Here is a 21,774-nt window from a genome sequence, read left to right as displayed (position 1 = left end):
TCTGCCCTGGACAGTCGTCCGGCGGCGGGCCACCTGAGCTTCGCCGCAGCCCATGCGGCGTCGGGAACCACCGTGAGCAGCGCAGATATCGTGTCAGCGGCGGTGTCAGGGTGACGTCAGGCCGGTATCAGCCGGGCGGGAGATCGTATCTCCAGTGAGCACAACGCAAGCGGAACTTTGCAGCTCACCGGAACCATCCGACCACTTCCCCGAGGAGACCAGCCATGCATACCTTCCGGACCCCCGCACCCATCGCCGTCGACGTCGAGGTGCTCGCCGGCACCGTCACCGTCATCGCCGCCGACCGGACCGATACGGTTGTGACCGTCCTGCCCGCCGATGCCGCCGCGAAAGGCGATGTGCGGGTCGCCGAACAGACCCGGGTCGACTGCACCGACGGGGTGTTGACGGTGAAATCGCCGAAACTGTGGCGGACCTACACTCCGTTCGGCGGCAATTCGTCGATCGAGGTGACCATCGAGGTGCCGACCGGCTCCCGGTTGACCGGCACGGTCGCTGCCGGTCGGCTGCTCACCACCGGCGCCCTCGGCCGGTGTGATCTGACGGTGTCCCGTGGCGACATCATCGTGGATCGTGCCCTCGACGCACTGACTGCGAAGGCCGGGCAGGGCGATATCCGCATCGGCGAGGTATCGCGCGGCGAGGTGCGACTGGAGACATCCATGGGCGAGCTCGAGGTGGGTGTCCATCCGCGCAGCGCGGCCCGCCTGGAAACGGTCACCGCTATGGGCGCCGTGCAGAACCAGCTGCAGCCAGCGGCCGATGCTGCCGACACGGTGCACGTGTTCGCACGGAACCCCCTCGGCAACATCGTCATCCGGCATTCGACGGCAGTCTGATGCGGTGGCGCCGCCCGCCGCCGGCGCGCAAGTCCATGCACGCACAGTCGAGTTGTGCACACACAGTCGGGCGCTGTGCAGTCACAGCCTCCTTCGCCGGTCGATTCGCCGTTATCGTTCGAATGCGGCCGGGTGCGAAAGGGGAGACCATGTCCACGACGATCGGCAAGGCCATTCGGGCGGCGCGAATGGCCTCTGGATTCACGCAGGCAGAGTTGGCCGACTGGATCGGTATTGCGGACGGAAACCAGATCAGCCGGTGGGAACGCGATGTGGTCACACCCAGTGCCGACAATGCCGGCGAGTTGTCGAGAGTCCTGGGGGTGCGTCTCGACAACTCGGCCGGCGGTGCGGTGTCGTGCTGATCCGAACACCGTTGTGTCGGCTCGACCGGCACGAACCGGGGCTCGGCGAGTGTTCGCCGGGCCCCGGTCGCTATCTATGAAGCGACCCGGGAACTCAGGTAGTTCAGCAGGATTCGGGCGTCGTCCGCGTATTCGATATGGGCAGCGGAGGCGTAGAAGTTGGCCAGGTCCGCGCCCTGACGGCCCAGTTGGACCAGTTCGTCGACGGTGGCGGGGTCGGTGATGCTGAGCAGGGTCCGGGTGGTGGCGGGCAGATCACCCCGGATGCCTGCGGCGACCGGGCCGAGCACGGCGCCGGTGAGGTCGACGCCGGTGGCAGCGAAGGCTGCCAGGTCGGCGGCAGCGCCGAGATGGTCGTTGCGATCGAGGGATTCGACAGCACGCCAGAGGGCTTCCTGCAGGCGACCGGCCCGCTCGGCGATACCCAGCAGATCGATGTGTATGAGGGCGTCGGCGATGACACTGATGCCTGCGGTCCGGCCGGAGGGGTCGACGGCGGCGGCTGCGCGGATGACCTGGGCGACCAGTCGCCGGTCCACCCCTGCTGCGGCCTGCACCAGCGGGGCCAGGTCGATGTTCAGCGCCTGGGCGGTCCGGTGCGCGCCGCGAATATCGCCCGCCGCGACGAGGTCCGGGAGGCGGGTGAGGTTGTCGAGTATGGCCGGCAGGTTCGCCGCGGTGGCGGTCCAGCCGGCGCCCATGGTGACGGCTTGTTCGATGAGCGTGCCCGGATCGACCGTGGCGGGGACGATATTCGCGACCGGCCCGGGATCACCGCTGAGGAACCGCCCCAGTACGGCGAGAAACGGGGAAGCCGCGGCATCCAGGGAGCAATAGAGGTCACCGTCGGTACAGAGGGTGCGGACCCGCTCGGTCAACGCACCGAACCCCCGCCCGCGCGTTCCGGCTATACCGCGACCGGGCTGCGGATTTCCCAGGGAAAGGGTGGTATTCGGATCGCGGTGCGGATCGGCCAGTAGCCCGACCGCGACCACTCGGTCGGCGCCGATGGGGCCCTCGCCGTTGCCGATTTCGGTCGCGAGGTCGCCGATGCCGTCCGCACCTTGGCTGTAGCCGGCCAGGACGACCCGGGTCGAGCTGCACAGGTCTTGCAGCATCCGGCGCAAGTGGGAATCCAGCGTATGCACCGACTCCGCGTAGCTCAGCCCCTGGTCGAATGCGCTTGCGGCATAGGGGACGTAACGCACGGTGATGTCCGGGCCGAACCGGCGTTGCAGACCGTCGCCGATCGGCCGGAGCATGCCGACCGGCACTGCGGGGTCGGCATGCAGCGTGGTCTCCCAGGTCCCCGGTCCCATGATTGCGGTGTACGGGGTGCACGGCAGCGCGCCCGGCGTTTCCGCGCGCGCGATGCCGATTGCTGTGGTTCCGGCCGCGACGACGGCCGCGATCATCGTCGCCGCAGCGGATCTCGACAACCTGTTCATCGTCCAATTCCTCTGTTGCCGACGGGGAGTCGTTCGTGACCAATTCTGACCACTCGACGGCAGCTTCGTCGGCACTTTCAGACACAGATTCATTTCAGATGTGCGCGGCGACGCGTGGGTTCGTTGCAAGGCGGCGGAAACCGACTTTCGTGCGTCGAACAGGGACGATTCCGTGTCAGGTGCTGTATCAGGCCGGCGTCAGGGCGGTATCAGCCGCACTCGCGACAGTGTTCACATGAGCAACGCAGCAGCCACCGAATCGAACGACACGAGCTGGACCGGCATGGTGCCGGTCGACGACACCGCACTCGCGGTCACCGATACCGGCGGTGCCGGACAGCCCGTCGTCTACCTCAACGGCGCCTACGCGGACCGGTCGCACTGGAAGCGGGTGATCGCCGATCTCGGCCCCGGCTACCGGCACATCACCTTCGACGAACGGGCCCGCGGCAAATCGAAGCAGTCCACGGATTACTCCTTCGCCGCCTGCCTGCGCGATATCGATGCGGTACTCGCAGCCCGGGACGTGACCGGGCCGGTCGTCCTGGTCGGCTGGTCCTACGGCGGGGTGCTGAGCTGGCACTGGGCCGACCGGAACCCCGACCGCGTCCTCGGGTCCGTGACGGTAGACGCCTTCCCGCACGGCCTGACCGGCGAAGAGGGCGCCGAGCGGATCCGCAAGCTGTTCCACAAGATGCGGTTCCTACTGCCGCTGGCCCGCCCGTTCGGCATGGCCGCGCGGATGAGCGCCGCCCAGCATGCCGAGTCCAATATCGAACTCAACGAGATCGCCGCCGCCAGCGTGCCGGTACTCGAACGCGCCGCCCGCCCGGTGCGGTTCGTCCTGGCCACCGGAAACAGCCTGGGCAGCGAGAAGGGTGAGATGGAAACCAACCGGGCCGTGCTCGACCCGATCCTCGCGCACAACCCGAACGTCACGATCAGCGCGAAGGTCGCCAGCAACCACTCCAAGATCCTGCGCAAGGACTCCCCCGCCGTCGCCGACGCCGTCCGCGCAACGATCGGACGCTGACGACCGATCCGCCCCATCGAAAAGCCCCGGCCGCAGCCGACCCGTCCAGGTCGGCTGCACCGGCGAGCACGCCGGGCGCCCGCGCAGCCGTCGGTCGTTCAGGGCAGTAGTGCTCCCGGGTCGAACTCGACCTCGAACGGAGTCCGCAACGCCGCCACGGTTCCGGCCGCGACTCGGTGCGTCTGCTCGTAGTGGCCATCCGGGCCGAGGACATAGGCGAACAGGACCGGAGCACCTTCCCCCGCCAGCTGGCCGTGGAACGAGTTCGCTTCGATCCGCCAATAGTTGGGGATCCCCGCCTCGGCGTAGACCACAGGTTTCACCATCCGGTCCTGGTGAGTCGTCGACTTCGACACGACCTCTACGGCCAGTGCGACCTGCGCCACCGGGACCCCGCGGGCGTTCCAGTCGATGGCCCCCGACACCGCGATCAGGTCGGGTATCGGTTCGTCGTCACCGATCAGCACACCGACGCCGTCCAGTACCAAGCATTCCGGCGGTGACACTGCTTCCAGGACGCGGCTCAGCGACCGGATCAGCCATTGGTGCTTCGGCTTCGGTGCGGCATTCACGACGAGCTGACCATTCAACACCTCGTATCGCAGTCCGTCTTCCGGGAAATCGTCCAGGTCTGCGGAGGTCCACTCATCAGCGCGAGGCATCGGCATCGCCATGCAGTTCACCTCCGGCTTCGATCACTGTTGTCGGCCTGTCATGCGCGACCCTCAGTCTATCCGCGCCCACCCGATCGGGACGCCGACTCGGGGGCGCCGGCGGGTGGATTGCGGCACACCGGGTGCATCCGAGGGTTACCGTGCCGTACCGTAGGGGTCGTTATTTTCACCCGGCTCGACCGGCCTACCAGGTGATACGCGCCGTCTCAGGCATGCGCACCGGGCGGGATCGACCGGTAGCGGTGCAGAGGTAAGTGCGTTGACGGACAGCTTGAGCGAACCACCCGGGTCCCGGGCCACGGTTCCGTTTACCCGTATCTCCGACGCCGACTCCGGCCCGGATGCAGAGGGAGTCACCCGGGTCATCCGGCGCCAGGCCGCAGAGCCGGAGAGGCCGGGCGACAGTGCGGCGCCGAGCATGGAAGCCACGCCCGCACCGGCTGCAGGCGAGCCGACGCCCGGTACGGCAGATACCTCCGCCGTACCGGGGACCGCCTTTGCTGCAATGACCGGCGGTGAGAGCTACGGAACGACCGGGACCGGTTACGGCCGGAGCGCCGAATCAGCGCCGACGATGGATCCCGGCCGACCGCACGACCTAGCCGACGTGGCCGAGGATCGAGCTGCCCGACCGGTCGACCACGATGCATTCACGCAGGTCATCCGGCGGCAGAACCCGGCGGGCGAATCAGCCGCCGAGCCGAATGGCACCGGCGGCCACTCGTCCGGGCCTCGGGCGGCGGAGGACCGGTACCGCGGGCTCACCGGGCCCGATCAAGGAGCACCCCGGGAGAATCTCGATGCGCTGATGCCGATGCCGGCCGAACGGCCCGTCGCCCCGGCCGCCGAGCCGTACCGGCAGCGGCCGATGACCTCCGAACCCGGTACGGGCCGCGCAGCAGACCGGGTCCTGCCACCCGGGGCACGTCCCGGCGATGCGGCGTACGGGCGCCCGCCGCTGCCGATCCGGCGGCCGCAGGCCACCCAGCATCCCTCGGCGCCGGCCCGGCCCGCGGACCGCGAACCCGCCGCCGATGCACACCCCGGCACGCCGGGCGTACGGCGTCCGATCGCGGCACCCCGCCGTCCGGTGGCCGCCGCGGCCCAGCCGGTACCGGATACCGCGCCCGGTCTCGCGGCATTGGAGAAGGCACTGGTGGACGCGGCCATCCGGCTGCTCGAACCGGGCCAGCGTTTCGCGCTGATCTGGGCGCTGCAGGTCGGCCACCACGTGTCCTGCGGTATCCAGGCGAAGCGCCGCGACGGCGAGGTGACTCATCTGGAGCCGACCCCGGAGATGCGGCGCCTGCTCAACGAGCACAAACACGCCTCCTACGACCCGAACCTGGGCACCTGGCTCTCCGCCGAGATCTACGTGGCCGGGCCGACCCGGTACCGCACGGGTTTCTCGACCACGGCCGTCTCCGACTGGATGCCCCCGGTCGCCCCGGAGGATCTCCGGGCCGAACTCGAGGCCTACCCCCGCCCCGTCGAACAGATCCCCGGCTGGATCCGGGCACAGCTCGACACCGTGCACTGAGCTCAGCAAACCGGCAGATGCTCAGCCGCCCGGCCCGTACGCCTATCGCTGTCGAACCCGGCTCGGTCGACCAGGACGGCCGACAGCATCGCCGATCGGTCACCAGAACGACTGCGGACCGGACCGCCGGATAGCATCGACGCTCGTGCAGAGATACCGCCTGATCGCGCTCGTCTCCGGCCTGCTGGCTTTTGTTGCGGCACTGCTCACGCCGCTGATGCCGGTGCAGCAGGACGAGGCGAGCCTGGACTGGCCGCAGGCCGGCGCGACCGAGGTGGCCGCACCGCTGGTGTCATATGTACCGCAGCAGCTGTCGGCCACGCTGCCGTGCAGCATGGCGGCCGGGCTGCCGGACTCGGGCACCACGACGCTGCTGGCCACGGTGCCGCCCGAATCGGGACAGACCGCCCGGGGACTGACCGTGGCGGTCCGGGACGGTGAACTGAACGTCCAGGTCCGGGATGTGCCGATGTTGGCGGTGCCGGTGGCCGAGATCGCCGGATGCACGCAGCTGGAGATCGTGTCCACCGTCGATGCGACCACCGTGGAACTGACCGGTGTGCAGCGGGCCGACGGTACGCCGTTCGCCGATACGGTGACCGTCGACAAGCGCCCGCAGATCGTCGGCGTGTTCACCGACCTGGACGAGGCCGCGCTGGTCGGGGCGGATTTTCACGCCGATATCGATTCGCGGTTCACCTCGACTCCGACCGCGCTGAAGCTGGCGGTGATGGTGCTGGCGGCGGTCGCGACGGTGGTGTCGCTGGTGGCACTGCATCTGCTGGACACCGCCGACGGTCGCCGCGCCCGCCGGCTGCTGCCCGCACACTGGTTGCGGGTGCGGGCCACCGATGTCGTGGTTGTCGGCACGTTGCTGGTGTGGCATGTGATCGGCGCGAACACCTCCGACGACGGCTACATCCTGAATATGGCGCGCGCCTCGGGGCCGTCCGGCTACATGGCCAACTACTACCGCTGGTTCGGGGTGCCGGAGGCACCGTTCGGCTGGTCGTACGAGGTGCTGGCCTGGATGACGTCGATCTCCACGGCGAGCCCGTGGATGCGGCTGCCGGCGCTGCTCGCCGGAGTGGTGTGCTGGCTGGTGATCAGCCGGGAGGTGCTGCCGCGGCTGGGCGCCCGGATCCGGCACGATGCGGTGGCGGTGTGGACCGCCGGCCTGGTGTTCCTGGCATTCTGGCTGCCCTACGACAACGGCCTGCGCCCGGAACCGCTGATCGCGGCGGGCGCCCTGCTCACCTGGGCGGCGATGGAACGGGCGATCGCCACCGCCCGCCTGTTGCCGGCGGCGCTGGCCATCCTGATCGCGGCTTTCTCCTTGGCCGCGGGGCCGACCGGGCTGATCTGTGTGGCCGCCCTGCTGGCGGGCTCCCGGCCGGTGCTGCAGATCCTCATCAAGCGGGCGGCAGGCGCCGCACCGCGTCGGATCGCGGCCGATGCGGGTACGCCCGACGCCGAGAATGCGCCCGCACCCGCACGCCGGATGCCGCTGACGACCAAGATCTTCCGGTTCACCGCGCTGCTGGCTCCGGCGCTGGCAGCGGGCACGGTGGTGCTGGTCGTGGTGTTCGCCGATCAGACGCTGGCCACGGTCATGGAGGCCACCCGGGTGCGCACCCTGGTCGGGCCGAATGTCGCCTGGTTCGACGAGCGCACCCGGTGGGACTCGCTGCTCATGCTTTCCCCGGACGGCTCCCTGGCCCGCCGGTTCGGCGTCCTGGTGATGCTGTTGTGCCTGCTGGTGTGCATCCTGCAGGTGCTGCGGAAGGGCCGGATCCCGGGCACGTCGCGCGGCCCGTCGGTGCGGCTGCTCGGCATCGTGTTCGCCGCCCTGCTGCTGATGATGTGGACGCCGACCAAGTGGACGCACCACTTCGGTGTGTACGCGGGCCTGGCCGGTTCGCTGGCGGCGCTGGCCGCGGTCGCGGTGGGCACGTCGGGCATCCGGGCGCCGCGCAACCGCGCACTGTTCGCCGCCGCGGTGCTCTTCCTGCTGGCGATCACCTTCACCGGGTCCAACGGCTGGTGGTATGTGTCCAGCTACGGGGTGCCGTTCTGGGACAAGGCACCGCTGATCGCCGGCAAGGGTGTCTCCACCCTGTTCCTGGGGCTGAGCGTGCTGGCCCTGCTGTGGGCGCTGTGGCTGCACTATCGCGAGCCGTACCGCCGGCGCCCGGTGCCGGGCCGGTTCGACCGCTTCGCCACCATGCCGCTGACCATCGCCGCCGCGGTGCTGGTGTTGTTCGAGGTGGCTTCGATGGCCAAGGGCGCGATCACCCAGTACCCGGCGTATTCGATCGCCAAGTCGAATATCGAATCCCTGGCCGGGCAGCCGTGCGCGCTGGCCGACGAGGTGCTGGTGGAGACGGACACCGCCGATTCGCTGCTGGAGCCGTATTCCGGTGACCCGGCGACCGCGCTGGCCGCGGAGTCCTCCGGGTTCACCCCGCAGGGTGTCGCCGCCGATCTGACGGCGGACGCCGAGGAGACCGTGACCGGCGGTGCGAACTCGGTGAACACCGGCTCGTCGAACGAGACCACCGACACCACCGGCGCCGGCACCGGCGGCGGCACCACCGAGCAGCCGGGTATCAACGGCAGTACCGTCGCACTGCCCTTCGGCCTGGACCCGGCGCGGACGCCGGTGCTGGGCAGCTACCAGCAGGGCCCGCAGGAACAGGCGAGCCTGACCTCGCAGTGGTACCGCCTGGACCTGACCGAGCAGCTGCGCGCCGACCCCGCCTATCAGGTGCTGGTCGTCACCGCGGCGGGTCGGATCGCCTCGGTCGACAACGACGGGGTACTGCAGTACGGCCAGCAGCTGCGGGTCGAGTACGGCACCCGCGGCTCCGACGGGACCGTCGAGGTGCTGGGTGCGGTGCAGCCGCTGGATATCGGGCCGTCGCCGTCGTGGCGGAATCTGCGGGTGCCGCTGGACCGGCTGCCGGCCGGGGTCGACGCGGTGCGGCTGGTCGCGGTGGACAACGACATCACCCGGCCCCAGTGGCTGGCGGTGACACCGCCGCGCCTGCCCCGGTTGGAAACGCTCGATGATGTGGTCGGCTCGACCGATCCGGTCCTGCTGGACTGGCACGTGGGCCTGGCCTTCCCGTGTCAGCGTCCGTTCGACCACCACGACGGGGTGGCCGAGGCACCGCAGTGGCGGATCCTGCCGGACCGGGTCGGTTCGGATGCCTCGAACGCATGGCAGGACCACATCGGCGGCGGCCCGCTCGGCTGGACCGAGTTGCTGCTGGAGGCCGAAACCGTGCCGACTTACCTGTCGCACGATCCGGGTCGCGACTGGGGTTCCCTGGAGCGCTATACCCCGTACCGGGATGCCGTACCTGCAGAGATCGGGGTCACAGTGAAACGCACGTCGGCCATCACCGAACAACCACCGATCCGGGCCCGATGACCGCCTGCAGCGCGAAAACCGGGGCAGGAGTACTGGTTTCGGCACTGTGAAAGGGCAGTAAATGGCAGCAAAAAGACAGGCCCTTCTCAGGTTTGAACACGTACGCTTGTGGGTATGACGACACGAGCCTTCGATGACATGGATCTACGCGATCTCGTCGATCTGCTCAGCGACGACGAGAAGCGTGAGCTGCGCCCTGCCGTGATGCGGGTGCTCGACCGACTCCCGGATCAGGAGGTACTGCGACGCGATCTAGGCCGCCGCATGCTCCAGAACGCATAGCAACAACCCCGGTGCCATCAGTCGTCTACAACCATACGTCCGATAAGCGAGGCCGGTAGCCGATCCTGGATCGACTACCGGCCTCGCATCACGTCCGGAGCTACTGCCCGGGTCAGAACACCCGGAGGTTACCCGGCGACCAGAAGCCGGAACGGGTCGCCGTCCCGGTGTCCAGCTCCGCCGGAGTGGCATCCAGGTACTGGTCGTAGCGTTCCAGTGAACCCCAGTCCCGCGCCCAGTCGTCCTTCAGATAGGTCGGGATGGTGACCCGGGCGGACAGCATCTGGGCGAAGCCCAGCGGGCCGCCGAACTCCTCGGCCTGCCAGGTGTCGGTGGACGAGACCGCCAGCGGTCGGTCCGGCAGGATCCGGAAGTTCGGCACCTCGGCCACCCCGTTCTCGTGCTGGAAGGGCCGCTGACACGGGAACTGCAGGCCGACCGCCCAGTCCAGCAGGATCGGCTGCTCCGAACCCAGGTACTCGTCCAGTGTCTCGAGTTCGGCCAGCCGGGGCGGGGTGAAGGCCAGCCACTGGTCGCCGATCAGGATCGGGTCGTTGGCGAGGATGCGCACCGCGTTCGCTTCGGGAGCGATCTCGTCGACCGGGATCCGCAGGTTGCGCCAGGACGGAGCGGGCCCGATATCGCGCGGCAGGTAGGTACCCAGCGGGGTGACCGTGCCGTCGGCATTGCGGGTGCCGTACTCGACACGCAGCGACTGGCCGTAATTCTCCTTGCCGGTGTCGTCCACCGAGGCGATCCGGCCGGCGGCGCTGATCACCAGCAGCTCCGAATCATCGGTCTGCGGCAGTTCGTACCAGGCCGACTCCAGGTGGGCGGGCTGCTGCACACCTTCCTGGTAGCTGCCCATCACCGGCGTGGTCGCCGGGTCCAGGCCGAACGGCAGCTTGGCATTGCTGCCGTTGATGCCGAAGGCACCCGTGCCACCGCCGGTACCAGCGTTCTCTCCCTCGGCGAAGTTGGCGCCCACCGACTGGTTGCTGGTGTTGCCGGTACCCGGTTTCACCTCCACCGCATCCGCGGACAGGTCGGTCGGGATGCCGTTCGGGTCGAAGCCGGTGGCCGCGGTGCCGGCCAGCGGATCGGCCGGGTTCAGCCACGGTTTGCCCGGTTCCGGGATGGGGTTCAGCCGGCCCCGGTTCGGGTCCGGTTCCACCAGGACGTCGCGGGCCAGGCCGCAGCTGCGGCCGCTCAACGCATCGACATTGGACCGGCCCAGCGAGAACGCCGGGTACTGGTCCACCATCCCCTTGGTCAGCGAGGCGATCTCGAGCAGCACCATACCGGCCGCGACGATGGTCAACGGGATCGCAGCGAACTTGCGGATGCGTTTACCGCGTTCCGATTTCGCCGCCGGGCGCGGTTTCGCATAGTCCTCGCGGAGCGCATACCAGGCGACCAGCGCTAGTGCGAGCCCGAAGAGAATCAGCATCAGCGTGTTGGACTGGTAGCCCTGCAGCGAGATCGGCTTGTCGAACCACGGCACCCCGTAACTGGAGACGTACCAGAAGCCGTTGATCCCGGAGAACGAGAGCGCCAGCACGAAAAGCAACCCGGCCAGGAAGATCGCCCGGTTCTTCGCCGAACGCAGGGCACTGGCCGATACCGCCACCGCGGTGACCGCGGCCAGCGAACCGGCGATACCGGCGTAGGCGCCGAAGTGGTGCGTCCACTTCGTCGGGTTGAACATCATGAAGAAGATGGTCCCCATCACGACGCCCATCAGCCGCCAGGTGGGCCCGGAGGCGATGCCGGGCACCCGGCGCCGGCGCAGCAGCACCAGCATGGTGGTGAACAGGCACAGCAGCATCACCAGGAAGGCGAACCGGCGGGCCAGTGAACCGTCGACGGTTTCGACGAACAGGTAGTAGTAGCGCAGGTAGTCCTCGTACCAGGCCAGGTTCGGCCCGGTGGCCTGGCGGACCCGGTTGGCCTCCTGGATCCCGGCGAAGGTCTGATCGCCGTACACCACGATCAGCACCAGGAAACCGACCGCGGCGATCGGGGCCAGCAGCGGCAGGGTGCCCAGCTGCCGGCGCCGCCGCACCACGATCCGGACCAGCGGCCGGATCCCGGCCAGCAGGGCGGCCACACACATCAGCCCGGTCGGCGCCGCAGCCAGGGTGAATGCCGCGACCAGCACGGCCACCCCGGCGGGCAGCATCCGGCCGGTGGCGATGGCGCGTTCGATGGAGACCCAGGTGAGCAGCGCACCCAGCGCGACGATCGGCTCCGAGCGCAGGCCGTTGTCGAACGGCAGCCAGAAGGCCAGGAACACCAGTCCGCCGGTCCAGAGCGCCACCCGGGACCGTTTGACTCCGTTGCCCAGCCGCGGGATCACCTCCCGGCTGATCACCAGCCAGCACAGGATCGCGCAGAGCAGGGCGGGCAGCCGGACCCATGGGCTCGCGGTGGAGATCTCGGCGAACACCTGGATGACGTGGTAATACCAGCCGAACGGCGCTTCCGGTACGCCGTACCACCGGAAGTAGTTGGCCATGTATCCGGCGTCCGGGGTCACCCGGACCATGGTCAGGATGTAGCCGTCGTCGGAGGTGTTGGCGCCGACGAAGTGCCAGAACACCAGAGTGCCGAGGACGGCGCCGTCGGCGAGGGTGAACCGGAACCAGCCGGCGGGCAGGAACCGGCGGTGCCCACGGCCGTCGCTGCCGTCCAGCTGGGCCAGCCCGACCAGGGCCAGCAGGGTGCACAGCACGGCCGCGACGATGGCCACCAGCTTCACCGGGGTGGGGCTGGAACTGAATCGGGAATCGACGGTCATATCGAAGTCGAGACCGTCGGGGACCGCGCCGCTCAGGTCGGAGAACACGCCGACCACCTGTGGCCGCAGATCACCGCCGAGCTCACCGGTCACCGGCTCGGTGACCAGTTCGGTGCCACCGCCCTCGGCCGGACGCTCGACCTCCCGGGTGAGGCCCTCGAAGGCGACCCGGGTCCGGTCGGCATCGGACGAGATGGTGATCGCACTGCACTCGGCCATCCGCTCGCGCGGCGCCGAGGCGACGACCACGTTCCGGTCCACCACGTCGACGCTCGTTTCGGACACCCGGACGAACATCGCTTCGAGCGCGGCTCGATCACCCTGCGGCGGCGCGGTCGCGAGCAGCATGCCGCCCTGCGGCGGCATTTGCGCGACCGCGGAGCACGGGATCGAGGCGGTGAGATCGATCGGAACCTGCGACATCAGCGGCGCGGTGACATTGCCGAGCGTGTCGCCCTGGGGCCAGTTCAGCACCGCCGTGGTCTGTTTGACCGGCAGAAACGGCGTGGCCAAGGCGAACAGCGCACCGAGCAGACCGGCGACCACCGCGATCAGGCGGGCGGTGCGGAAATCCTTGACGGACGCGGCCGGTGGGGCGGCCGGCTCGGCGAGGACAGCGGTAGGGGCGTCTGGCACGGTTCGTCATCGTATCTGCCCGTATCCCGGAGGGAGCGATTCGGACACCCACCGGGATCGGTCATCGCACGGCCAGGCCACCGAACCCGGGTGTCACAAGTTTGAACTTCAACCTTTTCATTAAGCTTCCGGGCGGCAGCAGGGGTTACCCGCTACGCGACTCGCGGATCGTCCACCCAGGTCGAACCCGGCACCAACCGGGTCGCGTACCGGACACAGAAGTTTCCCCAGAATACCAGCGACTTAATCGACGACGCAGCGAAACAATGCGATCGGATATCAAAACGATCCGCGCAGATGATATCAACATGATCCGGATTCCGCAGGTAGTTCACTCGAACAATTACTAGAAAATCGTAGTTACAGAAACGACTCGGCGATGATTCCGAATTCGTACTCTTTTTTTCGACGGCCCGGATCGGTGGGTCGTCGAAACGATTCAAGGAGTGCGAAATGTTCAACACTCGAAGTATTGCCCGCGTGACGGTGGCCTCGGCGAGCTGTGCGGCGGCGGCGCTCGCCATCGGCCTCGGGCCCGCCATGGCCCAGAGCTCGACCACGGTCAGCCCGGCCGGAGCGGACGTGTCCGCCACCAACCAGGGATCGGTGAAGTTCACCGCGGGCAGCGTGACGGTCACCTGTGACACCTCGGAAACCACCGGCCAGGTGCCGGCGGCACCGGACAACTCCAACCCGAGCGGTCCGGTCGCGGTTTCGATCGCCGCGCCCACCTTCGACAACTGCAGCACCAACCTGTGGGGTGTCAGCGCGACGATCACCACCAGCGGAAACTGGACGATCGAGGGCGAATACGGGTCCCCGATCACCGGCAGCCTCGGCATTCCGCAGGGCGGCATGGTGATCAAGACCAGCGGTTTCGCGTCCTGCACCGCGGTGGTGGCCCCCGACGGGCCGGCCACGGTCGACGGCACCTGGACCAACGGCGATCCGTCCACGGTGGCCCTGAACACCAGTGCACCCGTCGATGTCACCGGTGGTTTCGGGTGCCCCACCAGCGCCACCAGCGGCACCGTCGAGGCGGCTTACGAGGTGAACAACACCTCGGACCCGTCGACGCCGATCACGGTCGGTCCTTGAGGGTGACGCCGGATTCGGCGATCCGATGAAACAGGTGGCCCGCGCATGGAAGAAGCATGCGCGGGCCATCTGCATTCTAGCGAAATCCAGCCTCTAGACTCACTGCCATGACCAAGGTGAATCTGGAGACGAACTACGGACCGATCGTTCTGGAGCTGGACGATCAGGCGGCGCCGAACACCGTCGCGAACTTCGTGAACTATGTGAAGGCGGGCCACTACAACGGGACGATCTTCCACCGCGTCATTCCGGGCTTCATGATCCAGGGCGGCGGCTTCGAACCCGGTATGAAGCAGAAGGGCACCGAGGCGCCGATCCAGAACGAGGCGAACAACGGCCTGAAGAACGACAAGTACACCGTCGCGATGGCCCGGACCAGCGATCCGCACTCGGCCACCGCCCAGTTCTTCATCAACATCGCCGACAACAGCTTCCTCAACCACACCGCACCCACCCCGTCCGGCTGGGGCTACGCGGTGTTCGGCAAGGTCACCGACGGTAGCGAGGTCGTCGACAAGATCGCCGCCGTCTCCACCGGTTCGGCCGGCATGCACCAGGACGTCCCCGCCGACGACGTGGTCATCACCGCCGCCACCATCGCCTGATCACCTGGCGCCACCGGCGGTCGTCCGAGAACGCACCGGATGACCGCCGGGCACGGCCGCGGCCCCGATTGCGCCTCCTACATCGGCAGCAGGTGGTGTTTGCGGGGGTTGCGCTGGATCGACTTGTCCCGGAGTAGTTGCAGGGCCTTGCGGAGTTCCAGGCGGGTGTCGGAGGGCTGGATGACGGCGTCGATGTAGCCGCGTTCGGCGGCGACCCACGGGGTGGCCACGGTGGCGTTGTAGAAGTCGATCATCTGCTGCCGGATGGCCTCGCGCTGATCCTCGGGGGCCGCGGCGATCTGGCGGGCGCCGATCAGGCCGACGGCGCTCTCGGCGCCCATCACAGCGATCCGGGCGGTCGGCCAGGCCAGGTTGATATCGGCGCCGAGCTGTTTGGAGCCCATCACGGCATAGCCGCCGCCGTAGGACTTCCGCACGACGACGGTCATCTTCGGCACCGTCGCCTCCACGAAGGAGAACAGGAAACGCCCGCCGCGCTTGATGACCGCGGCCTGCTCCTGTTCCACCCCGGGCAGGAAGCCCGGCGTGTCGACCACGAACACCAGCGGGATCTCGTAGGCATCGCAGATCCGGACGAACTGGGCGCCCTTGTCGGCGGCCCGGGCGTCCAGCGCCCCGGCCGACACCATCGGCTGATTCGCCACCACACCGACACTGTGCCCGTCGATCCGGGCGAATCCGGTGATCAGATTGCGTCCAGCGGTCGCACTGACCTCGTGGAATTCGCCGTCGTCGAAAATGCGCAGCAACACGTCGTGCATGTCGTAGCCGGCATTGTCCGAATCCGGGATAAGGGTGTCGAGTTCCCGGTCCGAGTCGGTGATCTCGGGGTCCATACCCGGGTTGACCACCGGCGGCTGCTCCTGGCAGCTGCTGGGCAGATAGCTCAGGTAGTTGCGGACCCAGGCGAAGGCGGCGTCCTCGTCCTCGGCCACATGGTGGACATTGCCGATCTCGGCCTGAGTCTGTGCCCCACCGAGTTCCGTCAGGCTCACGTCCTCGCCGGTGACCTCGCGGATCACCTTGGGGCCGGTGACGAACATATGCGCCGCCTCGGTGGCGACCACGACATCGGTGTTGATCGGGTGATACACCGCGCCACCGGCACAGTTGCCCAGGATCATCGAAACCTGCGGCACCATACCGGACAGCGGTTCGACCCGGTACGCCATGTTCGCGTACCAGGCCAGTGAACTCACGGCCTCCTGGACCCGCGCACCGCCGGAGTCGTTGATGCCGACGACCGGGCAACCGACCTTGGCCGCGTACTCCATGATCCCGGCGACCTTACGGCCGAATGCCTCACCGACCGAACCGCCGTACACGGTCTGATCGTGCGAGTACACCGCCACCGGACGGCCGTCGACCAGCCCGTGGCCGACCACCACACCGTCGCCGTACAGCGCATCCGGGTCGACCGGGCTGCGCACCAGCGCACCGACCTCGATGAAGGTGCCCGGGTCGAGCAACATGTCGATCCGCTGCCGCGCGCTCGGGATGCCCTTGCGCGCCCGCTTCTCGATTCCCTTCTCGCCGGCCGGTTCCTGCGCCTGTTCGAGGCGTTGGCGCAGGTCGGCCAGCTTCTCGGCGGTGGTGGTGCTCACTTGGCTCCCTTCGCTCCGATCGCGGCGAGCTTCGCGGTCAGGTCCTTACCGATGGTGCCGATTCGCGGCTCGTCGACGATCTGCAGATGATCGCCGGGGATGTGGACGATTTCCAGGTTCTCGATGTACTCGTCCCACCCGCCGTTCGGGCGGCGGTCGGCATAGCGCGGCTCCAGTTCGATCGCACCGTCGTGGTAGCGGTCGGCCAGGTAGAGCACGACATCACCGTCGTAGCGGCTGGGTTTGGTCTGCTGCAGGGCCCGATGCTCGATCCACGAGGTCCGCTGATGCTCCAGCACACCGCCGGGGATCTTGGCGCCACTGAGCTTGATCAGGTCGTTGATCATCTGGAACTGCTCTTCATCGCTGGCTGCCGCCAGCTCCTCGAGCTGTTCACGATCCAGTTCACCGGGCACGTTGTAGGTCTTCTTGGCGAAGGCCTGGAAACGCTCCATCCGGGCAATCCGTTCGGCAGGGCTGGCATCCTCGTCCTGTACCGGCATGGCCAGATCGATCAGCCCGACCAGCCGCACATCGGCGCCTTCCTCCCGGAGCAGCTGCCCGACCTGCAGCGCCAGCACCGCACCGAGGGACCAGCCGTACAGCACGTACGGGCCGTCGCCCTGGATCTTGCGCAGCTCGGGCAGGTACTCGCGGGCCCGATCCTCGATGGAGCCGTTCACCCGCTCGAACCCGTACACCGGGGTGTCCGCGGGCAGCCGCTTCATCAACGGCTCGTAGACCAGCGTATTGCCACCGGCCGGATGGAATACGAAGACCGGCACCGCATCCGAGCCCTCGGCGCGCGGGCGCAGCGGCCGGATGAAGCCCTCGACCTCGTTGGCGGCGTCCTGCAACTGCCGCACCACCTCGGACAGTTCCTCGATGGTCTCGCTGTCGAGCACATCGTCGACGGTGACCTCGGCCTCGACCCGTTCGGTGAGGCGGGCCGCCATCTTCTCGGCGACCTCCTCTTCCAGGATCGGCAGCGTGTTGAAGATGCCGCCCGGCGACTTGCCGGTCACCACTGCCCAGGTCGCGTAGGTGAGGCGTTCGGCAGCGTCCCGCGGCGGGACATTGTCGGTGTCTCCGGCGGGTGCGGAATAGTCCACATCCGGTGCCGCAGTGCCCGCCGCGGCACGGTCGGCGGCCTCGGGCTCGGGGGCAGCAGCGGCGACCGGAGACGCAGCACCGCCGGTCTCGGAACCCGCGGCAACACCGGTCGTACCGGCGGCGGCACCCGCAACCGGCGACGCAGCGTCGTCGGCGCCTGCTGCGGAAGTATCGGACACGGTGGCCGAGGTGAGCTGCTCGGCTGCGCCCGGGACGCTCGTGATCGGATCCTCCCCCGCGGCCAGTGCGGCACGCGCGGCCTCGACGAAGTTGCCGTCGACCGACACGTCCTCGCCTGCGGCCTGCTTGTCGGCAATGGCCTGCACCTCGTCGCGGTGCTCGATGGCGTAGCGCAGCACCTTCGCGACCTCGGTGAGGCTGGCGTCGCGCACCGCCTGGACCTGCAGCTGCGGGATGTCGAACTCGTATTCGACGCGGTTCTTGATCCGCATCGCCATCAGCGAGTCCAGGCCCAGTTCCATCAGCGGGATCTCCATCGGCAGATCCTCGACCGCATACCCCATCGACTCGGCGACGATCACCGACAGCCGCTGTTCGACGGTTTCGGAACCGTTCGGATCCCAACGCTCCCCGGCCGCTTCCTCGACCGGCTCGGGCTCGGCCACCTGTGCGACCTCGGCCGGTGCGGCGACGGCGGGTTCGGGCAGCGGCGCGCCGGAGGTGACCACCGCATCGAACAGCAGCCGGAAGGCGCCCGCCTCCCGCGCATGCACCTGCACCGACGCGCCACCCAGGTGCGGGGTGAGCGTAGTGGTGAGGGTGCCGGCGGTGGGCAGTGCGGCATGCGGATGGGTGACGGTGACCGTCACGTCCGAAAGCACCTGCGCTGCCGCGGCTTGCACCAGTGCGGTCAGATCGGTGACGGCCGTGGCCGACACCTCCCAGGCGTGCCGGCCGTCGGGCATGGCGACATGCGCGCCGGGCGCCCGGGTGCTGCCACCCGCCGACATCGAGACCTTCGGCCAGTACTCCTTGCGCACGAAGGTGGTGCGCGGGATGTCCGCGTATTCGCCTTCGGGCAGCAGCGAACTCAGGTTCACCGGGTGGCCGTGCACGTAGAGCTGGGCGAGCGCGCCGATCACACCGGCCGACTCGTCCTCCTTGCGCTTGAGCGTCGGGATGAGCTGGGCGTCGTGCACGCCCGCCGCGAAGGTGGTGCCGAGCACCTGCATCAGCGCAACGGAATTGGGCGCCAGCTCCAGGAAGGTGGTGTGGCCGGTGTCGACAGCGGCCTTCACGGCGTTGGTGAAATACACCGAGCCGCGCATGTTCTTCACCCAGTAGGGCTCGTCGTGCACCGGATCGGAACCGGGCTTGAAGAACAGACCCTCGTGCACGGTCGAGTAGAGACCGACTTTCAGCGCGCTGGGTTCGATACCCGCCAGCTCGGCGGCCAGTTCGCCCAGCAGCGGATCCATCTGCGAGGTGTGGCCCGCGCCGCGGGTGGGCAGGATGCGGGCGAACTTGCCCATGCCCTCCACCTCGGCGACGATCTCCTCCACCTGCGCACGCGGCCCGCCGATGACGGTGTTGGTGGGCGCGGCGTAGACGGCGCACTCCACATCCGGGAAGCGCTCCAGCAGCTGCGCCACATCGTGGGCGCTGAGTTCGACCAGCGCCATATTGCGCACATCGTCCTCGGTGATCATCTGCTCGCCCTCGCCCATCAGGCGGGACCGGGCACAGATCACGCGTACCGCATCCTCTAGCGCCAGACCGCCGGCGATGTACGCGCCGGCCACCTCACCCATCGAATGCCCGACCACCGCAGCAGGTTCGGCGCCGTGCGCGCGCAGCACCGCGGCCAGTCCGAGCTGGATGGTGAAGATGCCGACCTGACAGGTGCCGACGTCGTAGTCCTGGCCGTCGTCGAGGATCATCTCCCGGATCGAATACCCGGCCTCGTCCTGCACCAGTTCGTCGACCTCGTCGACGGTCCTGCGGAAGATCGAGTTCTCGCCGTAGAGCTGCTTGGCCATCTTGCGGTGCTGCGAGCCGAACCCGGACAGCACCCAGACCGGGCCGTTGGCGACCGGCGCATCGGCGGTGAAGACGCCGTTACCGGGCTTACCGGCGGCGATCGCCCGCAGTCCGGCGACCGCTTCCTCATGGTTCTTCGCCACCACGACACCGCGGGAACGCTGGTGGCTGCGCTTGGCCAGCGACCGGGCCACGTCGGTGAGCGGCACGTCCTTGCCGGGGCCTGCCAGCCAGTCGGCCAGCTCGGCGGCGGCCCGCTTGCGGCGTGACGGCAGGTACGCGGAGACCGCCAGGATCACCGGCAGCGGTTCCTCGCGTTCGCCACCCCATTCCGGTTCGGCCGGCGCAGGCTCGGCGAGTTCGTCGGCGGCCGCGGTAGTGACGGCCTCGGCCTCGGCGACCACATCGGTGGTCTCCTCGGACTCGAAGAGCGCCGCCTCGGTCTCGGCCACCTGTTCGGCGGTCACCTCAGGAACCGTCTCCGTGGCCGCGCTCGCGCCGGGGACGTACTCCTGGAGCACGACGTGCGCATTGGTACCGCCGAAACCGAAACCGGAGATGCCGACGGTGGCGGTGCCGCTGTAGCGGGGGTATTCGGTCGGCTCGGCGACGACCTGGAGATTCGCCTGTTCGAACGGGATGTACGGGCTCGGACCGGAGTAGTTGATATTCGGCGGAATCACATCGTGCTCGAACGACATCAGCACTTTCGCGAGGCTCGGCACACCGGCGCCGGACTCGAGGTGACCGAAGTTCGTCTTGACCGAGCCGAGCAGCGCAGGCTTGTCGGCCTCTCGCCCCCGGCCGACGACCCGGGCGAGGGCCTCCGCCTCGATCGGGTCACCGATCGGGGTACCCGTGCCGTGCGCTTCGATGTAATCCACCGAGGTCGGGGCAATGCCCGCATCGCGGTAGGCGCGACGAAGCACCTCAGCCTGAGCGTCCGGGTTCGGCGCCAGCAGGCCGTTGGACCGGCCGTCGCTGTTGACCGCCGTGCCCTTGATGACGCCGTAGATGTGGTCGCCGTCGCGTTCGGCGTCGACGAGCCGCTTGAGCACGACCAGACCGCCGCCCTCGGAGCGGACCATGCCGTCGGCATCGGCGGAGAAGGCCGCGATACGTCCTTCCTCGGAGGTTCCGGGTCCGAAGCCGAGCGTCGTCATCGGAATCAGCAGCATGTTCACGCCACCGGCCAGCGCCAGATCGGCTTCGCCGTCCCGCAGCGCACGAACCGCTTGGTGCACGGCGACCAGCGTGGACGAGCAGGCGGTGTCCACCGTGACCGACGGGCCCCGGAAATCGTAGAAATACGACACGCGGTTGGCGATGATGCCGTTGGAACTGCCCATGATCGCGTAGGCCTCGGCCGAAGCCGGCACGTTCGGATCGGTTTCACCGAGGGCCAGCGAGGCGATGATCTGGAAGTCGCTGGTCGAGGAGCCGATGAACATGCCGACCGGCGAGCCACGGAGGTCGCTCGCCGGAATGCGCGCATGCTCGAGCGCTTCCCAGGTGAGTTCCATCATCAGTCGCTGCTGTGGATCGATGCGCTCCGCCTCGAGCGGCGACGTCGCGAAGAAGTCCGCGTCGAACCCCTTGAGGACTTCCTGATCGAGGTAGCCACCCCGGGTCTTGCCGGCGGCCACGGCCTCGGCCACGGTGGGGTCACCGAGGAATTCCGCCCAGCGCCCCTCCGGCAGCTCCCGGATCGCGTCACCACCACCGAGGATGAACTCCCAGGTGGATTCCGGCGTGTCCCCGGCACCGGGCAGCCGGGTCGACAGGCCGACCACGGCGATATCGTGCATCTCGCCCGGGGTGTAGGCGGCCGAGTAGTCTTCGGTCTCCTCGGCGGGCGGCTCCGGCTCGCCGTTGACGATCACCTCGGCCAGCGAGGCGATGGTCGGGTGCCGGTACACGACGGTGGCGTTGAGCACCACGCCGGTGAGTTCCTCGATATCGCCGCCGAGCGCGAGCGCGTCCCGGGAGGCGAGCCCGAACTCCTCCATCGGCCGGTCTACCGTGATCTGCTCGAGTGGCTGGCCGGTCGCATCGGCGACCCATTTCCGCAGCCATTCACGCAGCTCGGCCACCGAGATGTCGGTGGCGGTCTCCGGCGCGCCTGCCTGGGCAGGAGCGTCCACGGCCTGGTCGTTGCGGGGCGTGCCCTCGTTGTCAGCCATCAGTTCCTCAAGCTACCTGTGTGCGGTCCGGGCGCGCCGCGAAATGATGCCCGACGTGCGGAACACCAGCGGGGT

Annotated in this window: 13 protein-coding genes; 8 read left to right on the top strand and 5 right to left on the bottom strand. The window is 68.4% G+C overall.

The annotated features are described in order from the left end of the window. Positions 1–224 precede the first annotated feature (224 nt). Together AC1HFH_RS02210 and AC1HFH_RS02205 are read left to right on the top strand one after the other, a co-directional pair. Entirely contained in the window at positions 225–860 is a 636-nt protein-coding gene (locus tag AC1HFH_RS02210) for a DUF4097 family beta strand repeat-containing protein (protein WP_480245760.1), read from the top strand. 149 nt (positions 861–1,009) lie between these two features. Beyond that, on the top strand, positions 1,010–1,225 hold the full coding sequence (locus AC1HFH_RS02205; RefSeq protein ID WP_480245759.1) for a helix-turn-helix transcriptional regulator: 216 nt from the start codon (positions 1,010–1,012) through the stop codon (positions 1,223–1,225). Between the two features lie 74 nt (positions 1,226–1,299). On the opposite strand, the gene AC1HFH_RS02200 is transcribed toward AC1HFH_RS02205, so the two are convergent. Continuing rightward, the gene (locus AC1HFH_RS02200) at positions 1,300–2,673 is read right to left on the bottom strand and encodes a cutinase family protein (RefSeq protein ID WP_480245758.1); all 1,374 of its coding nucleotides are present in this window, start codon (positions 2,671–2,673) and stop codon (positions 1,300–1,302) included. A gap of 235 nt (positions 2,674–2,908) precedes the next feature. On the opposite strand from AC1HFH_RS02200, the gene AC1HFH_RS02195 reads away from it, so the two are divergent. Beyond that, a complete protein-coding gene (locus AC1HFH_RS02195; protein WP_480245757.1) occupies positions 2,909–3,706 on the top strand; it encodes an alpha/beta fold hydrolase in 798 nt (265 codons plus the stop codon). A gap of 98 nt (positions 3,707–3,804) precedes the next feature. Here the strand turns inward: AC1HFH_RS02195 and AC1HFH_RS02190 are convergent, their stop codons facing one another. Beyond that, the gene (locus tag AC1HFH_RS02190) at positions 3,805–4,368 is read right to left on the bottom strand and encodes a Uma2 family endonuclease (protein WP_480245756.1); all 564 of its coding nucleotides are present in this window, start codon (positions 4,366–4,368) and stop codon (positions 3,805–3,807) included. A 619-nt stretch (positions 4,369–4,987) separates the two neighbouring features. On the opposite strand from AC1HFH_RS02190, the gene AC1HFH_RS02185 reads away from it, so the two are divergent. From AC1HFH_RS02185 to AC1HFH_RS02175, 3 genes are all read left to right on the top strand, one after another. Further along, on the top strand, positions 4,988–5,920 hold the full coding sequence (locus AC1HFH_RS02185; RefSeq protein ID WP_480245755.1) for a hypothetical protein: 933 nt from the start codon (positions 4,988–4,990) through the stop codon (positions 5,918–5,920). A gap of 145 nt (positions 5,921–6,065) precedes the next feature. Continuing rightward, complete coding sequence (locus AC1HFH_RS02180; RefSeq protein ID WP_480245754.1) at positions 6,066–9,356, top strand: arabinosyltransferase domain-containing protein; 3,291 nt, start codon at positions 6,066–6,068, stop codon at positions 9,354–9,356. A 114-nt stretch (positions 9,357–9,470) separates the two neighbouring features. Further along, positions 9,471–9,638, top strand: a complete 168-nt coding sequence (locus AC1HFH_RS02175) for a hypothetical protein (RefSeq protein WP_480245753.1) — start codon at positions 9,471–9,473, stop codon at positions 9,636–9,638. A 112-nt stretch (positions 9,639–9,750) separates the two neighbouring features. On the opposite strand, the gene AC1HFH_RS02170 is transcribed toward AC1HFH_RS02175, so the two are convergent. Then, positions 9,751–13,074 (bottom strand): arabinosyltransferase domain-containing protein, encoded by a 3,324-nt coding sequence (locus AC1HFH_RS02170; RefSeq protein WP_480245752.1) that lies wholly within the window; start codon positions 13,072–13,074, stop codon positions 9,751–9,753. Between the two features lie 453 nt (positions 13,075–13,527). Between AC1HFH_RS02170 and AC1HFH_RS02165 the strand changes: the two genes are divergently transcribed. Continuing rightward, positions 13,528–14,172 carry a hypothetical protein gene (locus AC1HFH_RS02165; RefSeq protein ID WP_480245751.1) on the top strand — a complete coding sequence of 215 codons (645 nt, stop codon included), beginning with the start codon at positions 13,528–13,530 and terminating at the stop codon, positions 14,170–14,172. A 107-nt stretch (positions 14,173–14,279) separates the two neighbouring features. Further along, a complete protein-coding gene (locus tag AC1HFH_RS02160) occupies positions 14,280–14,777 on the top strand; it encodes a peptidylprolyl isomerase (protein WP_480245750.1) in 498 nt (165 codons plus the stop codon). 77 nt (positions 14,778–14,854) lie between these two features. Here AC1HFH_RS02160 and AC1HFH_RS02155 read toward each other — a convergent pair whose 3' ends face one another. Beyond that, the gene (locus tag AC1HFH_RS02155; protein WP_480245749.1) at positions 14,855–16,402 is read right to left on the bottom strand and encodes an acyl-CoA carboxylase subunit beta; all 1,548 of its coding nucleotides are present in this window, start codon (positions 16,400–16,402) and stop codon (positions 14,855–14,857) included. Continuing rightward, positions 16,399–21,699 (bottom strand): polyketide synthase Pks13, encoded by a 5,301-nt coding sequence (pks13, locus tag AC1HFH_RS02150; protein ID WP_480245748.1) that lies wholly within the window; start codon positions 21,697–21,699, stop codon positions 16,399–16,401. The genes AC1HFH_RS02155 and pks13 overlap by 4 nt, the downstream gene beginning before the upstream one ends. Positions 21,700–21,774 lie beyond the last annotated feature (75 nt).

The organism is Nocardia sp. KT25-26 (assembly GCF_056627695.1).
This window is presented reverse-complemented; position numbering and strand designations above follow the sequence as displayed.